Raw genomic sequence first — 19,015 nt, 5'->3', positions numbered from 1 at the left:
GCGGCGTCCACCGGCCGACGCCGCGTCGATCCCGAAGGAGTACGTGATGAGTTCGCTGGCCCTGCCCGGCCCCCTGGTCGACGTCCACTGGCTGGCCGAACGACTGGACCACCCGGACCTGGTGGTGCTGGACGCCGGAGTGGGCGCCCACCGGGGCGAGCCGCTGCCGATCGCCGGAGCCCGGGTCTTCGACCTGGACGGTGCGCTCTCCGACCACACCGACCCCCGCCCGCACACCATGCCGGACGCCGCGCACTTCACCGCCGCAGTCCGCGCGCTCGGTGTCGACGACCGCAGCACCGTGGTGGTCTACGACGGCGCGGGCGTCTACTCCAGCGCCCGGGCCTGGTGGATGTTCCGGGCGATGGGCTTCGACCGGGTCGCCGTCCTGGACGGCGGCCTGCCCGCCTGGACGGCCGCCGGACTGCCCCGGGCCGCCGCCGGCTCGGCCCCGGTGACGGCCGGCGACTTCACCGCCGCACCCCGGCCCGGGCTGATCGTGGACAGCTCCACCGTGCTGGCCGCACTCGCCGACGGGACCTCGGCGGTGCTCGACGCCCGGACCGCCGAACGGTTCGCGGGCACCGCCCCGGAGCCCCGGGAAGGGCTGCGCGGCGGGCACATGCCCGGCGCGGTCAACCTGCCGTTCGGCGAGCTCCAGCGGGCCGGGCGGATGCTGCCGCCCGCCGAACTGCGCGCCCGCTACGGCGAGTTGGTCGGCGACCGGGAGCGGCTGCTGTTCAGCTGCGGCTCCGGCGTCACGGCCTGCGTGCTGACCCTCGGGGCCGAGCTGGCGGGCTACCGCGACCTCGCGGTGTACGACGGCTCGTGGAGCGAGTGGGGTCTGCCCTCCGAGCTGCCGGTGGCCACGGCGGAGTAGCCGACTCCGCAAATCTCTGACTCGGCTACGCATATTCTCATCACTTACTTGCAAGAACCTTGTGGTGAACGGTGCGAGGGCTTTACTGTCGCCTCACCCTCCTGGCGTCCGCGCCGCCCGGAGCGCTCCCGGCGCGCAACCTCCCACCAGAGACAGGCACCTGATGTCACGGAACATCACCAGAACAGTCGCCTCGCTGACCGCCGCCGTCATCGGCCTGAGCCCCGTGCTGGGCGGCACGGCGTTCGCCACCCCTGGTCCGGCCGCCGCACCGGTGCTGACCAGGGCCGGTCTCGATCCGGCCCTGGTCAGTGGGCGCGGCGCCCGGGTGGACTTCGCCGAGCAGGAGGCGGAGCACGCCGTCACCGACGGCACCGTGCTGGGCCCGGACCGGACCGCGTACACCCTCCCGGCCGAGGCCTCCGGCCGACAGGCGGTCAGGCTGACGCCCGGTCAGTACGTGGAGTTCACCCTGCCGAGCGCGGCGAACGCGATCACCGTCCGCTACAGCATCCCGGACGCGCCGAACGGCGGCGGCATCACCGCCCCGCTGGACGTCACGGTGAACGGCCGCGACCGCCGGGCCATGACGCTGACCTCGCAGTACTCCTGGCTGTACAACCAGTACCCGTTTTCCAACGACCCCAACGCCGGCCTGCTGCACCCGGACTGGTGGATCACCGAGTGCTCCTGCGTCCCCGCCGCGACCACGCCGGCCCCGACCGTCGCCACGCCGTTCCGCCCGAACCACTTCTACGACGAGCAGCGCCTGCTGCTCGGCAAGCAGTACCGGGCCGGCGACAAGGTCCGGCTGACCGTACCGGCCGGGAGCGCCGCCGCCTGGACGGTGATCGACCTGCTGGACTCCCAGCTGGTCGCCGCCCCCAAGGTCGAACTCGCCGCCGCCAACGTGCTGTTGTTCGGCGCCGACCCGACCGGCCGGCGGGACTCCGCCGACGCGATCGACCGGGCGATCGCCTTCGCCCGCCGGACCGGCCTCAAGGTCTACCTCCCGCCGGGCAGCTACCAGGTGAACCGGCACATCCTGGTCGACGACGTGACGATCGTCGGTGCGGGCAGCTGGTACACCGTGGTGAAGGGCCGTCAGACCGACCTCGCCACCCCGGCCCCCGACGGCTCGGTGCACACCGGCGTCGGCTTCTACGGCAAGGACGCCTCGGCCGGCGGCAGCCGGAACGTCCACCTGGCCGACTTCGCGATCGAGGGCGACGTCCGCGAGCGGATCGACACCGACCAGGTGAACGCGATCGGCGGCGCGCTGAGCGACTCGACGGTCTCCGGCCTGTACCTGCACCACACCAAGGTCGGCCTCTGGTTCGACGGGCCGATGACCAACCTCAGGGTCACCGGGAACGTGATCGCCGACCAGATCGCCGACGGGCTCAACTTCCACACCGGCGTGACCGATTCGCTGGTCGCCGACAACTTCGTCCGGAACACCGGCGACGACGGCCTGGCCATGTGGTCGGAGAGGACCGGCAACGCGCGCAACACCTTCGACCACAACACCGTGCAGTCCCCCGTGCTGGCCAACGGCATCGCACTGTACGGCGGCACCGACAACACCGTCTCGAACAACCTGGTCGCCGACCCGGTCCGGGAGGGCAGCGCGATCCAGGTCGGCTCCCGGTTCGGCGCCGAGCCGTTCACCGGGCACCTCTGGATCACCGACAACACCACGGTGCGCTCCGGCACTTACGAGCTGAACTGGAAGATCGGCCTCGGCGCGCTCTGGTTCTACGCGCTGGAGCGGGACATCGCCGCCGACACCCGGGTGACCGGCAACACCTTCCTCGACAACACCTACAACGCGCTCATGCTGGTCGCCGACTGGCCGGTGAAGGACCGGTACTCGATCACCAACCTGCACTTCAAGGACCTCAGGATCGACGGCACCGGCACCTCCGTGCTGAGCGCCCGGGCGGCCGGCTCGGCGACCTTCGAGAACGTGGACGCCCGCAACGTCGGCGCGGTCGGGGTGAACAACTGCGGCACCTTCCACTTCACCCCGGCGGGCTCCGAGTTCGCCCTCGCCGACCTGGGCGGCAACGACGGCGGCGGCACCACCGGCGCCTGGCTGGCGCCCTGGGAGCTGCCCAACACGATCACCTGCGACGACCGCCCGCCGGTGGTCGCACCTCCGGCGCCGTCCACCTGGTGAACGGGTAGCCTGGCGGCCCGGACCGCCCGGTCCGGGCTGCTGCTGCTGCTGCTGCTGCTGCACTGCTGAACGGGGTCGGACGTGGGCGTGACACTGGGCGACGTGGCCCGGGCGGCGGGGGTGTCGCTGGCCACCGCCTCGCGGGCGCTGAACGGTTCGGCCCGGACGGTCCGCCCGGAGCTGGCGGAGCGGGTCCGGGCCTGCGCGGCCGACCTCGGCTATCTGCCGAACGCCCCCGCGCAGGCGCTGGCCCGTTCCGCCACCGCCACCGTCGGGGTGCTGCTGCACGACATCGCGGACCCCTACTTCGCCGCCCTGGCCCGGGGCGCCTGCGATGCGGCGGTGGCTGCCGGGCTGCTGCCGCTGGTGGTCAACACCGACGGCGATCCGGCCACCGAACTGCGCGGTGTCCGGCTGCTGCACGCCCAGCGGGTCCGCGCCGTCATCCTGGCCGGGTCGGGCTGGACCGACCCGGCGGCCGCCGCCCGGCTGGACGCGGCCCTGGCCGAGTACCGGGCCACCGGCGGCGCGGTGGCGGCCGTCACCGACCACGGCCCCGGGTACCACACCGTCCGCCCGGCCAACCGGTCCGGCGCGGCCGCGCTGACCCGGGCCCTGCTCGCGCTCGGACACCGGGAGTTCGCCGTGATCGGCGGACCGGCCCGGCTCCTGGTGCCCGGTGAGCGGCTCGCCGGGGTCCGCGACGCGCTGGCCGAGGCGGGGGTGGCACTGCCCGAACAGGCGGTGCTGAACGCGGAGTTCAGCCGCGAGGGCGGCCGCCGGGCGATGGCGGCGCTGCTGGACGGTCCGCTTCCCGGGCACGCCCGGCCGACCGCGGTACTCGCCCTCTCGGACGTCTGCGCGGTGGGCGCACTGGCCGAGCTGCGGGCCCGGGACATCCGGGTGCCGGAGGAGGTCTCGTTGGCCGGGTTCGACGACATCCCGCTGGCGGAGGACCTGAGCCGACCGCTGAGCACCGTCCGGCTGCCGCTGGCCCGGCTGGGCGCCGAGGCGGTCCGGCTGGCGCTCGGGCCGGCCGAGCCGCGGACCGTCGAGCTGCCGGTCGAGGTGGTCCTGCGCGGGACCACCGGCCCGCCCCGGCGCTGACGGCCCAGTGCTGTCCGGACCGTTGACTCCTCGTCGGGAAAGCGCTTACCGTCGTGCCGCCCGGAGCGGAGCGGCTCCGACCGGGCGCCGCCGCGCCCACCCCCACGGCGCCCAGCGGCCAGTTCGCCGTGCCCGGACCCCGGTCCGGCCAGGAGGCCCCATGAACGCCGTGCCGTCCAGCCCGCTGCTCTCCCGCCGCCGCGTCCTCCAACTCGCCATCGGCTCGGTGGCGCTGGGCTCCGCCCTGCTCACCGCCGGCCCGGCCGGGGCCGCCGCCGACGCGTACGACACGCTCCGGCTGCGCTGGCGCGACCTGCTCACCGGCACCGGCTTCGACCCCGCCACCGAGCCGTACGCGACCACCCTGCGCGCCCTCGGCGACCGGGCCCGGGCGCAGTACGGCACGATGGCCCCCACCACAGGATCGCTCTGGCCCGACCTGCCACTCGGCACCAACTCCGCCAACATCACCGGCAGTTACGTACGGCTGCGCACCATGGCCCTGGCCTGGGCCCAGCCCGGCACCGGCCTGACCGCCGACCCGGCCCTGGGCGCCGCGATCGTCACCGGCCTGGACCACCTGCACGCGAACGCCTACACCCCGACCGCCACCGCCTACGGGAACTGGTGGGACTGGCAGATCGGTACGCCGCAGGCCCTGCTGGACGTCTGCGTCCTGGTCCGCGACCGCCTGACCACCGATCGGCTCACCGGCTACCTGACCGCCGTCGACCACGCCGTCCCCGGCTCCCGGCTGACCTCCTACTCAGGCACCAGCACCGGCGCCAACCGGGTCGACCTGTGCCGGGTGATCGCCCTGTCCGGCGTGCTCGGCCGCAGCTCCGCCAAGCTCGCCGCCGCCTCCACCGCGCTCTCCCCGGTCTTCCCGTACGTGCTCAGCGGCGACGGCCTGTACGCCGACGGCTCGTTCGTCCAGCACACCTGGGTGCCGTACACCGGCTCGTACGGCGAGGTGCTGCTCGGCGGCCTGAGCAAGCTGTTCGCCCTGCTGGCCGGTTCGGCCTGGCAGGTCTCCGACCCGCAGCGGCAGAACGTCTTCGACGCCGTCGGCAACGCCTGGGCGCCGTTCCTCTACAACGGCCTGGTGATGGACTCGGTGGGCGGACGCTCCGTCAGCCGGGGCCGCCAGGCGGGCGACCTGCTCCAGCTCCAGCAGGACGACCACACCCGGGGTCACACCATCCTCGGCCACCTGCTCCGGCTGGCCGACTCCGGTGCCGCCCCGGCCGCCCAGTCGGCCGGGTGGCGGGCCGCCGTGAAGGGCTGGATCACCCGCGACCACTACCGCCCCTACCTCTCCAACGCCTATCTGGACGTCCCCGAACTCGCCCGGGCCCAGGCCCTGCTGGCCGACCCCTCGGTGACCACCACCGCCGAACCGGCCGGTGCCCGGGTGTTCGCGATGGACCGCGCGGTGGTCCGCCGGGCCCGCTGGGCCGCCTCGCTGAGCCTCTGCTCGGCCCGCACCACCTTCTACGAGACCGGCAACGGCGAGCACCTGCGCGGCTGGCACACCAACAGTGGCCTGCTCTCCTGGTGGGGCGCCGACTACGGCAACGGCCAGTACTCCGACGCCTTCTGGCCCACCGTCGACCCGTACCGCCTGCCCGGCACCACCGTCTCGACCAAGCCGCTGGCCGACGCGGCGGGCGGCGCCTGGGGCGCGGCCCGTCCGGACAACGTCTGGGCCGGCGGCGCCACCGACGGCACCTACGCGGCCGTCGGCCAGGACGTGCGGGGGCTGTCCGCCACCCTGAGCGGCCGGAAGTCGTGGTTCCTGCTGGACGATTCGGTGCTCTGCCTGGGCGCCGGGATCAGCTGCACCGACGGCGTCCCGGTGGAGACCGTGGTGGAGAACCGCAACCTCGGCCCCACCGGGACGCACGCCCTGACCGTGGACGGCACCGTCCAGCCGGCCACCCTCGGCTGGTCGCAGCAGTTCACCGGCGCCCGGTCGGCCGCGATCGCCGGCTTCGGCGGGTACGTCCTCCCGGCGGGCAGCACCCTGCACGTCAAGCGGGAGGCCCGGAGCGGCAGTTGGCACGACATCAACACCGGCGGGACCACCGAGCAGCTGACCCGGCGGTATCTGACCCTCTGGTTCGACCACGGCACCGACCCGTCCGGCGCCGGGTACGAGTACCTGCTGATGCCGGGGGTCGGTGCGGCTGCGGCCGCCGCCCGGGCCGCCGCACCCACCACCACCGTGCTCGCCAACTCGGCTTCGGTGCAGGCCGTTTCGGACTCCGTCTCCGGTCTGACCGCCGCCAACTTCTTCGCCGCCGGGACGGCCGGGCCGATCACCGCCTCGGCGCCCTGCTCGGTCCTGGTCCGGGAGACCGGCGGGGTGCTCACCGTCACCGTCGCCGACCCGTCCCGGCTGGCCGCCACCGTGACCGTCACCCTCGCCCGGGCCGGCTGGACCTCGGCCGACCCCTCTCCCGGCGTCAACGTCCTCTCCCTGGACGGCGCGGTCACCCTGCTGGCGGAGACCGGCGGCACCCAGGGCGCGAGCCGCACCGTCACCCTCCGGCGGACCGGCACCGCCCCGGCCGCCACCGCGACCGTCCTCGCGCCGGTCCGGGACGCCTACGTCCGGGACGGCTCGTACGGGGACACCGCGTCCGGCACCGCCACCGTCCTGACCGTCAAGAACACCAACTCCACGGCCAGCGGCTTCAGTCGGCGCGCCCTGCTGACCTTCGACACCTCCGCCGTCCCGGGCACCGTCCGCCGCGCCGTCCTCTGGCTGCACGGCGCCGTCGCCGACTCCGGCGGCACCCGGACCACCGTCCAGGCCTTCACCACCCCCGCCACCCCCTGGACCGAACCCACCCTCACCTGGAACAACGCCCCGACCCCGGGCACCCCCCTCGGCACCGGCCCCCTCTCCACCACCCCCGACTGGGTCGCCCTCGACGTCACCCCCGCCCTCACCGGGCCCACCACCACCCTCACCGTTTGGCAACCCCTCGGCACCGCCGGCCTCGCCGTCAACCTCGACAGCCGGGAGGCCCCGGCCCGGCAGCCCTTCCTCGAGGTCATCAGCTCCTGACCACCCGTCCGGCGGCCGAACGGGCGGCCGCCGGATCCTTCTCACCAGGCTGGCGCCGGACCGGAACACCGACACACCGTGAGGCGCCGGATGAGCTACCCCAGGCTGCGCACGATCGCCGACGCGATCGCCACCCGGGCCCCGGACGACGTCTGGGCCACCGAGATCAGCGGCAGCGAGATCCTGGTCCTGACGGGCCGCATCAACCCGCACCAGCTCGTCGCCCGCCGCCTGGCCAACCAGCTCGACCGCCAACTGGACCACGCTGCCACCGGGTTGATCGCTCATGGCGGCGCCGACGTCGAGGATCCCGAGTCGGGCATCAAGCGGCGCCCCGACGTGATGGTCTTCCCCGAGAACGCCCGGGAGTCCGGCGAAGCCGTCCACCCCCGTGACGTCACGGGGGTGGTGGAGGTCGTCTCCAGGTCCACCCCGGAGAACGACTACGAGGGCAGGATGCGCGACTACCCCACCATGGGTATCCCGCACTACCTGATCGTCGACCCCCGCACCGGCACCGGCCTCGTCCTCTCGGCGCCGCACAGCACACCCGAGGGCCGCCGCTACAGCACCCGCCGCGAGTTCCGCTTCGGCGAGACCGTCCAGCTCGGCCCGTACGACATCGAGACCTCGGAGTTCCCGACCTACTGACCCGCCGACCCAGGCGACACGCCACCTCGGGGCGAGAACTCGGTAGCGAGCCTGGGCCGCCATGGACACTATGGTGCGCATGAGCGATCAACCCGAGCGATGGACCCAGGCAACCGTCTACCCCGACATGTGGGCGAATCCGGACGACGACCCCCGCGAGAGCGACGGTCCCGGTCCGGAGGGCGAGTTGGCGACGCTGCAGGACTACCTGACGAACTACCGCCTCACCCTGCGGATGAAGTGCGAGGGCCTGAGCCCGGAGCAGCTGGCCCGCCGTTCGGTGCCGCCGTCGACGATGTCGCTGCTCGGCCTGATCCGCCACCTCGCCGAGGTGGAGCGGGACTGGCACAACTGGATCACCGAGGGCGACCCGCTGCCGAAGCTGTACGGCAAGCGCGACGCCGACTTCGACGAAGCCGTCGCCGACCAGGCCGTGGTCGACGCCGCGTACGCCGACCTGGAGCGCGAGCAGGCCGCCATCGACGCCACCCTGGCCCGGTACCAGGACCTCGGCAAGCGGGTGGGGCGGGAGAACATCGCTGTACGCGAGCTCCTGGTCCACCGGATCGAGGAGTACGCCCGCCACTGCGGGCACGCCGACCTGCTCCGCGAGTGCGTCGACGGCCGCGTCGGCCAGTGACGAGCGCCGCGGCGGTCACCCCGGACCGACCGCCGCGGTCCGCACCAACACCGCCGGGCCGGTGCGGGCGGTGATCGCCCGCACCGGCCTGATCGAATAATGGACGGTACATCGGTACGAATGCTGATAGCTTCCGTGACGTGCCGAAGCTGAACCAGATCATCGCCGTCGAAAAAGGCGTCAAGTCCAAGTCCTTCCAGGAGCTGACCCAGGCTCACCAGGACCTCCAGAAGCCCGCGCTGCTGGCCGGTATCGCCCGGACGTACCAGCCGAAGGACGAGGAGGGCGAGCAGCTGCCGCCCGAGTCGACCCGGGTGCAGGTGAAGGCCGAGGACATCCTGCGCAGCACCGCCGCCACGCTGACCCGGCTGTTCGACGTGACCGCCACCAAGGACTGGGCGAACCGGACCGCCGCTGCGGACGTGGTGGTGGACGGTGCCGTCCTGCTGGCCGAGGTCCCGGTGCCGTACCTGCTCTTCCTGGAGAAGCAGCTCACCGACCTGTACACCTTCGTCCGCAAGCTGCCGGTGCTGGACGCCGCCGAGTCGTGGAACCTCGACCCGTCGACGGACTCCTGGAAGACCGACGCGGTGCGCACCATCCGCACCAAGAAGGTGCCGCGCAACCACGTCAAGGCCGAGGCCACCGAGAAGCACCCGGCGCAGGTCGAGGTGTACTACGAGGACATCCCGGTCGGGTACTGGACGACGGTGAAGTTCTCCGGTGCGCTGCCGGCCCGGCGGGTCAACGAGCTGACGGAGCGGCTGGAGAAGCTCCAGCAGGCCGTCAAGTTCGCCCGCGAGGAGGCCAACAACGCCGAGGTCGGCGACCGTCGGGTCGGCGACGCGGTGTTCGGCTACCTGTTCGGGTAGCCCCACGATCGCCCCCGTTCGAGCGGGGGTGCGCTGAAGAGCGCAAGCTGAAACTGATGTTGAAGCTGACCACGGGATGACAGTGGGGGTTCGAATCCCTCCCCCGGCACCACAGGCCGGGGTGGCCCAAGCCGGCAGAGGCACATCCCATGAATCTCAGATTCTCGCTCCAGTCTCAGTATTCGCCGCCGATCACCGGATCGACCGGGCGCGGACGATCATCGACGGATGCGGGTTCAAGTCCCGCCTGTGCCTCTGACCGTGGCACGGTAGTTCAACGGGAGAACACGTCGATCTCAGAATGATCCGCACCCTTCAACGTGCCGGTGTGCGCAATTGGGTGGCATCTCAGGGGCCCGGGGGCTGGATACGCTCCCGGGTCCCGTCACGTTCACCGGGCCACCCCTCCGCGAGCCGACGTCACGTCAACTGTGCTGATGTGAACGGGTGTTGACGCACACGTTACGGTGCGCGAAGGAACCATAAGCAAACGGTCACGGACTCGTGAAGGCTCCATGGAAACCGCTGCGACTTGACCTGTACAAGGCCAGCCTTGCCTTGCCTTCGCCCGTCGCGGCTCCCGCCGCCACGGCCCCGTCCCCCATGGAGTCCGTCGATGTCCGTCATCCCCAACAGCACTGTCGACTCTGCCCGGCCCTACGTCGTGGGCCTGTCCCGGATCGCGATCGGTCTGCTCTTCTCCTGCCACGGCGCCGCCACCCTGTTCGACGTCCTGGGCGGCGCCAAGGGCGGCACCCCGGCGGCCTTCGCCTGGCCCGGCTGGTACGCGGCCGTGATCCAGCTGGTCGGCGGCGTGCTGGTGCTGCTCGGCCTGGGCACCCGGATCGCCGCGCTGATCTGCTCCGGCTCGATGGCGTACGCGTACTTCAGCGTGCACCAGGAGCACGCGCTGTGGCCGATCCAGAACGGCGGCGACGCGGCCGCGTTGTTCTGCTGGGCCTTCCTGCTGATCGCCGCCACCGGCCCGGGCGCCTTCGCCCTGGACGCCCTGCTGGCCCGCCGCCCGGCCGCCGTCACCACCGCCTCGGCCACCGCCTGACCGGGTTCCACCGCTTGACCGAGTTCCGCTGCCTGACCGAGTTCGCCGCAGGACCCCCGACCGCCCGCGCCACCGCCCCGGCTCCCACCGGGAACGGTGGCGCGGCGGCTTCCACCGGAAGGCGGCGGCTGCGAAGGTGAAGGTCCCCGCTGCCGGGAACGGGAGAACGCCGAGAGGATGGGGCCGGATGGCGACCGATCAGCAACTGACCGTCGATCAGGTGATCGAGCGGATGCGGCGGTTGGCGGACGGCCTCCCGCCCGGCGACGGCGTGGGCGTCTTCAACGGGATGTACCTCACCGTCACCGAGCTGGTCCGACAGCGACTGGCGGCCACCTACTTCGACGCTCCGGCGGCGACGGCCCGGCTGGACGCGGTGTTCGCCGGACGCTGGCTGGCGGCGGTGGACGCGGTCGCCGCGGGCCGCCGCCCGACCGCCTGCTGGCGGCCGCTGTTCGAGCTGCGCGGCCACCCGGGCATCCACCCGCTGCAGTTCGCCTTGGCCGGGATGAACGCGCACATCGAACACGACCTGCCGCTCTCGGTGGTCGACCTGTGCCGGGAGCTCGGCCGGGAACCGGCCCAGGTCGAGGCGGACTACCTGCGGATCAACGCGCTGCTGGCCCAGGTCGAGGACCGGGTCAGGGACGAACTGCTGCCGGGCCCTGAGCAGTTGGACCTGGCCGACCCGCTGCTGCACGTGATCGGGGTCTGGAGCGTCGACCGGGCCAGGGACGCCGCCTGGGCCAGCGCGCTGGCCCTCTGGGAACTGCGCGAACTGCCGCTGGTCGGCCCGGCGTTCGCGGCCGCGCTGGACGGCTCGGTCGGCATGGTCAGCCGGGCGCTGCTCACCCCGCTGAACGGCCGTGGCCGGCTCACCGCCTGAGCGGTGAGCCGGCCACGGCCGGAGAGCCGGCGGGGATCAGGCCCAGCTGGAGTGCAGCGGCTTGCCCTCGGCGTACCCGGCGGCGCTCTGCACGCCGACGATCGCCTTCTCGTGGAACTCCTCCAGGCTGCGCGCACCCGCGTAGGTGCAGGAGCTGCGGACGCCCGCGATGACCGAGTCGATCAGGTCCTCGACGCCCGGGCGGGCCGGGTCGATGAACATCCGCGAGGTGGAGATGCCCTCCTCGAACAGCGCCTTGCGGGCCCGGTCGTAGGCCGACTCCTCGGAGGTCCGGTTCCGCACCGCGCGGGCCGAGGCCATCCCGAAGCTCTCCTTGTACTGGCGGCCGTTCGCGTCGGTGTGCAGGTCGCCGGGCGACTCGTAGGTGCCGGCGAACCAGGAGCCGATCATCACGTTGGAGGCACCGGCGGCCAGCGCCATCGCCACGTCGCGCGGGTGACGGACGCCACCGTCGGCCCAGACGTGCTTGCCGAGCCGGCGCGCCTCGGCGGCACACTCCAGCACGGCGGAGAACTGCGGGCGGCCGACCCCGGTCATCATCCGGGTGGTGCACATCGCGCCGGGGCCGACACCGACCTTGAGGATGTCCGCACCGGCCTCGACCAGGTCGCGGACACCGACGGCGGAGACCACGTTGCCCGCCACGATCGGGATCTGCGGGTCGAGCCCGCGCACCGCGCGCAGCGCGCTGATCATCGACTCCTGGTGGCCGTGCGCGGTGTCCACCACGAGCACGTCCGCACCGGCCTCGATCAGCGCCTTGGCCTTGCCGGCCACGTCGCCGTTGATGCCGACGGTGGCGGCGATCCGGAGCTTGCCGGCCGCGTCGGTGGCCGGGGTGTAGAGGGTGGCGCGCAGCGCGTTCTTGCGGGTCAGCAGACCGACCAGCCTGCCGTCGGCGTCGATCACCGGGGCGAGCTTGCGGTGCGCCTCGTTCAGCTTCTCGAACGCCGCACGCGGGTCGATGCCCTCCTCCAGCAGCAGCAGGTCACGGGACATCACCTCGGAGAGGCTGGTGAACCGGTCCACGCCCTGGCAGTCGGACTCGGTGACCACGCCGACCGGCTTGCCGTCCTCGACCACCACGACCGCGTTGTGCGCGCGCTTGGGGAGCAGCGACAGGGCATCCGCGACGGTGTCGCCGGGGGCCAGCGTGACGGCGGTGTCGTGCACCAGGTGGCGCTGCTTGACCCAGCCGATGACGTCGGAGATGACCTCGGTGGGGATGTCCTGCGGGATGGCCACCAGGCCGCCGCGACGGGCCACGGTCTCGGCCATCCGACGGCCGGCGATGGCGGTCATGTTGGCCACCACGAGCGGGATGGTGGTGCCGCTGCCGTCGTTCGAGGAGAGGTCGACACCCTGCCGGGAGCCCACCGCGGAGCGGCTGGGGACCATGAAGACGTCGTCGTACGTCAAGTCGTAAGCGGGCGACATGTCGTTCAGGAAGCGCATGAAAAGGGCTCTCTGGCTGGGAGAAGGTAGACCTCGGGTGCGGTTGCGGTCCGACCGCCGGGCGCACTCGGGCGCCCCGCACCCAACCGTCAATGTTCACCGATACCCCGGTCGAAAGCCAGTTCACACGGAATCCTTGATGATCCGCACAAGCTCGCCCGGGTGGCGTAGTCGTGATGCTGTAGGAACCTACAGTCGGAGGGCCTAGTAGCCCTTCCAGTGCGAGCCGTAACCGCGGGCCGAGGCCATCTTGTCCATGCCGCCGTACACCGCGTCGCAGTAGCGCGAGCTGGCCACCAGGTTGTCGACGGGGTTGCGGATGTCGGTGTGACCGGACAGCGCGTACGTCCGGAAGGTCGGCTGGATCATCTGGGTCAGCCCGATCGAGGGGGTGCCGGCCTTGGCGTTGGAGTCCCAGCCGTTCACCGCGTTCGGGTTGCCGGTGGACTCGGACATCGCGGTCGCCCGCATCGCCTTGGCGGACGGGACGGGCTTCCCGGCTGCCCCGAGCACGTCGCGGGCCTCCTGGATCCAGCCGTCCAGGTTGTCGGCGTAGACGGGGGCGGCGGGCGCGGCCGGAGCCGGCTCGGCGGCCGGGGCGGCGGCGGGCTCCGCAGCCGGAGCGGCGGCGGCCTGGGCCACCGGCTCGGCGGCCGGGGCGGCCACCGGGGCGACCGGCTGCGCGGCGGCGGGATCGGCCATCGCCTGGCTGACCGGGAGGATCGCGGTGACCGCGATCGCGCCGGCCACACCGATGCCGAGCACCTGGTTGGGCAGCCGGTCGTAGCGTATTCGGGCCTTCGAGATGGTGAACGCACGCATGCCGCAGTACCTCCGGGTGAGGGGGAAAGTGGGCGCCGCACTCCGGGGCGCACTTTCGAGACTGCGGGACGGAACGGGGGCGGGCAAACAGCCGGATCGGCATGACGCACACCACACTTGACATCAACCCCGCCCCCAGGGAGCAGAGTTGACGATGCGTCAGCCGGGTCGGCGGCGGCACGGTGAAGAAGGTCACGTCCGCCGACGGTCCACAGTTCTGGTGCCCTAGGTCCTCTTGTGGCCCCTTTCTTCCCCTTACCGGCGGCCCGGACGTGTCGGCCACCACACCCGGTCGCCGAGGTCGTGCACCAGCGCGGGCACCAGCAGTGAGCGGACCAGCAGGGTGTCGAGCAGCACACCGAAGGCCACGATGAAGGCGATCTGGGCCAGGAAGGCCAGCGGGATCACCCCGAGCGCGGCGAAGGTGGCCGCGAGCACCACGCCCGCCGAGGTGATCACTCCCCCGGTCGCGGTCAGGCCACGCAGGACCCCCTCGCGGGTACCGTGGCGCAACGACTCCTCCCGCACCCGGGTCATCAGGAAGATGTTGTAGTCGACCCCCAGTGCGACCAGGAAGACGTAGCCGTAGAGCGGTACCGACGGGTCGGTCGCACGGAAGCCGAAGATGTGCGGGAACACCAGCGCGGCGACCCCGAGCGTGGCCAGGTAGGAGAGGGCGACGGTGGCGGCCAGCAGCAGCGGGGCGAGCAGCGAGCGCAGCAGCAGGACCAGGACGGCCAGGATGCAGAGCAGGACGGCCGGTACGATCACCGACCGGTCGTGCCGGGCGGTCACCCGGGTGTCGTACTGCTGCGCGGTGTAGCCGCCGACCCGGGCGTCCGCGCCGGGAACCGCGTGCACCGCCGCGCGCAGGCGCCGGACGGTGGCGACCGCGGCATCGCTGTCGGCCGGGTCGGCCAGCGTGGTGTCCAGCCGGACCAGGCCGCCGACCTGCCTGGCCGGGCCGCCCGGCGCGCCACCGTTGTAGGGACGGACACCGGCCACCCCGGGGACGGCGGAAGCAGCGGATGCCACCTGGTCGGCCCGCCCCGCCTCGGCGAGCACCACGGCCGGGTTGCCGGAGCCACCGGGGAAGTGGGCGGAGAGCAGCCGCTGCGCCGCGACCGAGGGCTGCTCCTTCACGAACAGCTCGCTCTGCGGCACCCCGCGCGAGTCGAGCAGCGGGGCGAACGCCGCACAGGCCAGCAAGACCACCAGCGCGGCCGCCCAGGTGGCCCGGGGACGACGGCCGACCAGCGCGGCCACCCGCTGCCAGACGCCGTGCGCCGCAGCCCCCTCGGCGGGCGGTCGGGCGGGCCAGTACGCGGCCCGGCCCAGCAGTACCAGGGCGGCGGGCAGGAAGGTGAGGGCGGACAGCACCGCGCAGACGATGCCGATCGCGCCGACCGGGCCGAGCGCCTGGTTGTTCGTCAGATCGGAGAGCAGCAGCACCAGCAGGCCGAGCGCGACGGTGGCACCCGAGGCGCCGATCGGCTCGACCGACCGGCGCCAGGCCGTCCGCATCGCAGCGAACCGGTCCTCCTGGACGCCGAGTTCCTCGCGGAACCGGGCCGAGAGCAGCAGCGCGTAGTCGGTGGCGGCGCCGATCACCAGGATCGACAGCAGTCCCTGCACCTGGCCGTCGACCCGCACCACGCCGTGGTCGGCCAGCAGGTAGACCACGGCGCAGGCCACCCCCAGCGCGAACACCGCACCGAGGATCACCAGCAGCGGCAGCAGCAGGCTCCGGTACACCGCGAGCAGGATCAGCAGCACCACCCCGAGGGCGACGCCGAGCAGCAGTCCGTCGATGCCCGCGAACGCGTCGGCCAGGTCGGCCTGGACGGCGGCGGGGCCGGCCACACCCGAGACCGTGCCGGGCACGGCGGAGGCCAGGTCACGGATGGCCCGGACGCTGTCGGCGGTCCCCTTGCCCAGGTCCGCCCGGAGTTGGACCACGCCCTGCACGGCCGCGCCGTCGGCGGAGGTGAGCAGCGGCGAGGCCGGGCCGGTGGCCCCGGCGACGGTGGCCGCAGCCGCCAGGACCCGACCGGCGCCCTGCCGGGCGGTCTCGTCGATCGGACCGCCGGCGCCCTGCCAGACGATCACCACCGGGAGCGTGGCCCCGGACTGGAACTCGGCGGCGAGCCGGGCCACTTCGGTCGACTCGGCGCTGCGCGGCAGGAAGGCGGCACCGTCGTTGGTGGAGACCTCGGACAAGCGGCCGGCGTACGAGCCGAAGGCGCCGCCGAGGCCGAGCCAGAGGGCCAGCAGGACCAAGGGGACAAGTAGTCGTCGGGCGGGCACGGGGAGCTCCTTCGGCCGGACGGGCAGGTCGACCGGAGGATAGTATCTCAATCATTGAGAGACTTGATGAGTGAGAGAAAGGCCGATGGCGAAGGGCGGCTAGGCTGAAGGCCCCCGTTCCTGGAAGGTCGCCTTGGCAGAGCAGCACCCCTCACCGGACGGTCGGGCCTTCGCCCTGCTGTTGCAAGGGCTCGCCTCCGAGATGAACCTGCTGGGCCACGACTTCGCGTCCGCCCAAGGCCTGCACAGCACCGACGTCCAGGCGCTGCTCGCGGTCCTGCGGGCCGCCGACGGCGGAGGTGTCACGCCCGGGAAGCTACGGGAGCAGCTGGCGCTCACCTCCGGCGCGGTCACCGCCGTGCTGGACCGGTTGGAGCGGGCCGGACACGTCACCCGGACCAGGGACGCGAACGACCGCCGCCTGGTCCGGGTGCAGCACAACCCGGGCGCGACCCGGATGGCCGGGCGCTGGTTCGGACCGGTGGCCGAGCGGACCGAGCTGGTCCGGAGCGAGTTCAGCACGGCCGAACTGGACGTGGTGGTCAGGTTCCTGGTGCGGATGACCGAGGAGCTGGAACAGCTCAGGGCGGACCGCAGGGACGGCGCCGAGCAGTGAGCGCGCGGAGGCGGACCGGATGGACACCGGTCCGCCTCCGGGCCTGACCCGGCGTCAGGAGGTCGGCATCAGCACGGTGTCGACGATGTAGACGGTGGCGTTGGCGGTCTGCACGTTGCCGCACAACACCTTGGCGTTGGCGTTGACCGTGAAGTCCTGGCCGGAGCCGCTCACCGCCAGGTCGCCGCCCTGCAGGGTCTTGTGGCCGCCGGCCAGCGCGGTCGGGGCCAGCCTGGTCGGGGTGACGTGGTAGGTGAGGATCTTGGTGAGCTTGTCCTTGTCGGCCAGCACCGCGTCCAGATCGGCCTTCGGCAGCTTGGCGAAGGCGTCGTTGGTCGGCGCGAACACGGTGATGTCGGCCGCCGAGTTGAGGGTGTCGACCAGGCCCGCCTGCTTCACCGCGGTGACCAGGGTGGAGAGCAGCGGGTTGTTGGAGGCAGCCGTCGCGACGGGGTCCGTCGCCATGCCGGAGAAGCTGCCCGCCCCGTCCTTGGGGACGGCCGAACAGGCCGCACCGAACGGCTGGCCGGCCGCCATCGGGGCGGCCGAGGTGCCGGCCGAGGAAGCGGCGGCCGAAGCGGCCGGGGAGGAGGCCGAGCCCGAGCTGCTGCCACTGCTGCAGGCGCTCAGGCCGAGCACCAGGGCTCCGGCGGCGAGCAGTGCGGCCAGGGACGTGCGGCGGGAGGTGTGCAGGGACATGGGAACTGCTCCTTGAGTGGGTGGGACATTCCGGTTCCGGGCATGGCGGGACCGCCACCGGAACCCTTCGGGCGGTCGGTGTGCTGCTGGGAAGGCGGTTCAGGAGACCGTCACCACGGTGCTGTGCCAGCCCGTGGCTCCGGCGGGGAAAGGGGTGGCGCGCGACCCGGTCTGCACCGAGCCGGTGCCGTCGGTGGCCCGGACCTCCAGTCGGTGGGTGCCCGGACGGGCGCCGGTCCAGGTGTGACTCCACTGCCGCCAGACGTCGGGGCCGGCGTCCGCAGCGAGCCGGACCTCGGCCCAGGGGCCGCCGTCCACCCTCAACTCCACTGCGGCGATGCCCCGGTGGGTGGCCCAGGCGGTGCCGGCCACCGCCACGTCACCGGCCGCCACCCGGGCGAACGGCGCCGGGACGTCGATCCGGGAAGCGGTCCGCACCTCGCCGGTCCGGTCCCAGCCGCGCTCGACCCAGTAGGGGTCGTACGCCGCGAAGCTGGTCACGTCCAGGTCGACCAGCCACTTGGTGGCGGAGGTGTAGCCGTAGAAGCCGGGCACCACGGTGCGGCAGGGGAAGCCGTGCGCCACCGGCAGCACCTCGCCGTTCATGGCGACCGCCACCAGCGCGCGGCGGCCGTCGAGCACGGACTCCAGCGGGGTGCCGATGGTCATCCCGTCCTCCGAACGGCCCACCAACTGGTCGGCGCCGGAACGGACTCCGGCCCGGCGCAGCAGCGCGGGCAACGACACCCCGAGCCAGCGGGTGGTGCCGAGGTAGGGGCCGCCGATCTCGTTGGAGACGCAGGACAGGGTGTGGTCCAGCTCCTCCAGCGGGTACCGGAGCAGTTCGTCGTAGGAGATCAGCAGCGGACGGTCGACCAGACCGTGGATGCGCAGCGCCCAGCGGCGCGGGTCGATCCGAGGGAGCGTCAGGGCGGTGTCGACACGGTAGAACTCCTGGTTGGGGGTGACGAAGGAGGGCAGCCCGGGTGCGTCGGGGCGGACCCCGGGCGGGAGTGGTGGGGCGGACCGGGAAGGTGCCGGCAGGCGGACGGCCTCCCGGGCGGTGGAGACGTCGTAGCGACGGTCGCTCAGGGTGCGGCCGCCGACCACCGCGAGGCCGCCCAGCAGCACCGTGCCGCCGGTGGCGGCCAGGACGGTGCGCCGGCTCGGCGCGGCCGGGTCCGGGTCCGGGTCGGTGCCCTGATCCGCCCGGGGCCCGGCCGGCCGCCCACCCGCCGTGGCGGGCCCGAACCGCGCCGGGCGCAGCAAGGCGGCGAGCCACGCCACCACCACCGCGCCCACCGCACCCGCCGCCAGCGCGGGCAGCGCGTCGGCCGGCCCGGCCACCGGCCGCGACAGCGCCGCCCAGACGCCGAGCCCGCCGAACAGCACGAAGACGGCCGCCCCGAACAGTCGCCGCCGTACCGCGAGCAGGCCGGCCAGCACGGCGAGTCCCGCCATGGTGAGCTGGATGCCGCCCAGCAGGACCGGCTTGTCGTCGGTCCCGAAGGTCCGGACCGCGAACTCCTTGAGCGGAGTGGGCGTCAGGTCGATCGCGGCCGAGCCGACCGCGATCACGGGGGCGGTGTCCGGTCCGGTGAGGACCGCCACCAGCTCTCCGGCTCCGACCGCGGCCACGGCCGCCGCCAGGCCGATCGCGGCGGCGGCGATCAGGACCAGGCGGTTGCGTCGGGGCTTCGGTGTGCTCACACTCCCCATTCGGCGCACTGTCACCGCCGGA

The 19,015-nt window shown here is 73.0% G+C and carries 15 protein-coding genes; 10 read left to right on the top strand and 5 right to left on the bottom strand.

Features of this window, described 5'->3' with window-relative positions; genetic code table 11:
* Positions 1 to 46: 46 nt before the first annotated feature.
* The 9 genes from OHV05_RS30600 (at position 47) to OHV05_RS30560 (ending at position 11,354) form a co-directional block, all read left to right on the top strand.
* Positions 47 to 880 (top strand): sulfurtransferase, encoded by an 834-nt coding sequence (locus OHV05_RS30600; RefSeq protein WP_405021584.1) that lies wholly within the window; start codon positions 47 to 49, stop codon positions 878 to 880.
* A 163-nt stretch (positions 881 to 1,043) separates the two neighbouring features.
* Positions 1,044 to 3,062 (top strand): glycosyl hydrolase family 28-related protein, encoded by a 2,019-nt coding sequence (locus OHV05_RS30595; protein ID WP_405020545.1) that lies wholly within the window; start codon positions 1,044 to 1,046, stop codon positions 3,060 to 3,062.
* An 81-nt stretch (positions 3,063 to 3,143) separates the two neighbouring features.
* A complete protein-coding gene (locus OHV05_RS30590) occupies positions 3,144 to 4,169 on the top strand; it encodes a LacI family DNA-binding transcriptional regulator (protein WP_405020544.1) in 1,026 nt (341 codons plus the stop codon).
* A gap of 160 nt (positions 4,170 to 4,329) precedes the next feature.
* Positions 4,330 to 7,245 (top strand): polysaccharide lyase family 8 super-sandwich domain-containing protein, encoded by a 2,916-nt coding sequence (locus OHV05_RS30585; protein WP_405020543.1) that lies wholly within the window; start codon positions 4,330 to 4,332, stop codon positions 7,243 to 7,245.
* A gap of 90 nt (positions 7,246 to 7,335) precedes the next feature.
* Entirely contained in the window at positions 7,336 to 7,896 is a 561-nt protein-coding gene (locus OHV05_RS30580; protein ID WP_405020542.1) for a Uma2 family endonuclease, read from the top strand.
* A gap of 70 nt (positions 7,897 to 7,966) precedes the next feature.
* Positions 7,967 to 8,536 carry a DinB family protein gene (locus OHV05_RS30575; protein WP_405021583.1) on the top strand — a complete coding sequence of 190 codons (570 nt, stop codon included), beginning with the start codon at positions 7,967 to 7,969 and terminating at the stop codon, positions 8,534 to 8,536.
* 140 nt (positions 8,537 to 8,676) lie between these two features.
* Positions 8,677 to 9,408 (top strand): hypothetical protein, encoded by a 732-nt coding sequence (locus OHV05_RS30570; RefSeq protein ID WP_403031268.1) that lies wholly within the window; start codon positions 8,677 to 8,679, stop codon positions 9,406 to 9,408.
* Between the two features lie 616 nt (positions 9,409 to 10,024).
* Positions 10,025 to 10,468, top strand: coding sequence for a DoxX family protein (locus tag OHV05_RS30565; RefSeq protein WP_405020541.1), 444 nt, complete (start codon positions 10,025 to 10,027; stop codon positions 10,466 to 10,468).
* A gap of 187 nt (positions 10,469 to 10,655) precedes the next feature.
* The gene (locus tag OHV05_RS30560) at positions 10,656 to 11,354 is read left to right on the top strand and encodes a DUF5995 family protein (protein ID WP_405020540.1); all 699 of its coding nucleotides are present in this window, start codon (positions 10,656 to 10,658) and stop codon (positions 11,352 to 11,354) included.
* A gap of 36 nt (positions 11,355 to 11,390) precedes the next feature.
* Here the strand turns inward: OHV05_RS30560 and OHV05_RS30555 are convergent, their stop codons facing one another.
* The 3 genes from OHV05_RS30555 to OHV05_RS30545 all read right to left on the bottom strand — a co-directional run bounded on the left by OHV05_RS30555 (position 11,391) and on the right by OHV05_RS30545 (position 15,959).
* Positions 11,391 to 12,830, bottom strand: a complete 1,440-nt coding sequence (locus OHV05_RS30555; protein ID WP_405020539.1) for a GuaB1 family IMP dehydrogenase-related protein — start codon at positions 12,828 to 12,830, stop codon at positions 11,391 to 11,393.
* A 204-nt stretch (positions 12,831 to 13,034) separates the two neighbouring features.
* The gene (locus tag OHV05_RS30550; protein WP_405020538.1) at positions 13,035 to 13,652 is read right to left on the bottom strand and encodes a transglycosylase SLT domain-containing protein; all 618 of its coding nucleotides are present in this window, start codon (positions 13,650 to 13,652) and stop codon (positions 13,035 to 13,037) included.
* Positions 13,653 to 13,907: 255 nt separating this feature from the next.
* Positions 13,908 to 15,959 (bottom strand): MMPL family transporter, encoded by a 2,052-nt coding sequence (locus OHV05_RS30545; protein WP_405020537.1) that lies wholly within the window; start codon positions 15,957 to 15,959, stop codon positions 13,908 to 13,910.
* Positions 15,960 to 16,092: 133 nt separating this feature from the next.
* Between OHV05_RS30545 and OHV05_RS30540 the strand changes: the two genes are divergently transcribed.
* Positions 16,093 to 16,575 (top strand): MarR family winged helix-turn-helix transcriptional regulator, encoded by a 483-nt coding sequence (locus OHV05_RS30540; RefSeq protein ID WP_405020536.1) that lies wholly within the window; start codon positions 16,093 to 16,095, stop codon positions 16,573 to 16,575.
* A 54-nt stretch (positions 16,576 to 16,629) separates the two neighbouring features.
* On the opposite strand, the gene OHV05_RS30535 is transcribed toward OHV05_RS30540, so the two are convergent.
* Both OHV05_RS30535 and OHV05_RS30530 read right to left on the bottom strand, forming a co-directional pair.
* Positions 16,630 to 17,274, bottom strand: coding sequence for a fasciclin domain-containing protein (locus tag OHV05_RS30535; RefSeq protein ID WP_405020535.1), 645 nt, complete (start codon positions 17,272 to 17,274; stop codon positions 16,630 to 16,632).
* Between the two features lie 99 nt (positions 17,275 to 17,373).
* On the bottom strand, positions 17,374 to 18,993 hold the full coding sequence (locus tag OHV05_RS30530) for a molybdopterin-dependent oxidoreductase (RefSeq protein ID WP_405020534.1): 1,620 nt from the start codon (positions 18,991 to 18,993) through the stop codon (positions 17,374 to 17,376).
* Positions 18,994 to 19,015 lie beyond the last annotated feature (22 nt).

The sequence above is a fragment of the Kitasatospora sp. NBC_00070 genome (assembly GCF_045041205.1).
GTDB lineage: Bacteria > Actinomycetota > Actinomycetes > Streptomycetales > Streptomycetaceae > Kitasatospora.
The sequence above is the reverse complement of the archived record's forward strand: the minus strand, read 5'-3'. Positions and strand labels throughout refer to the sequence as shown.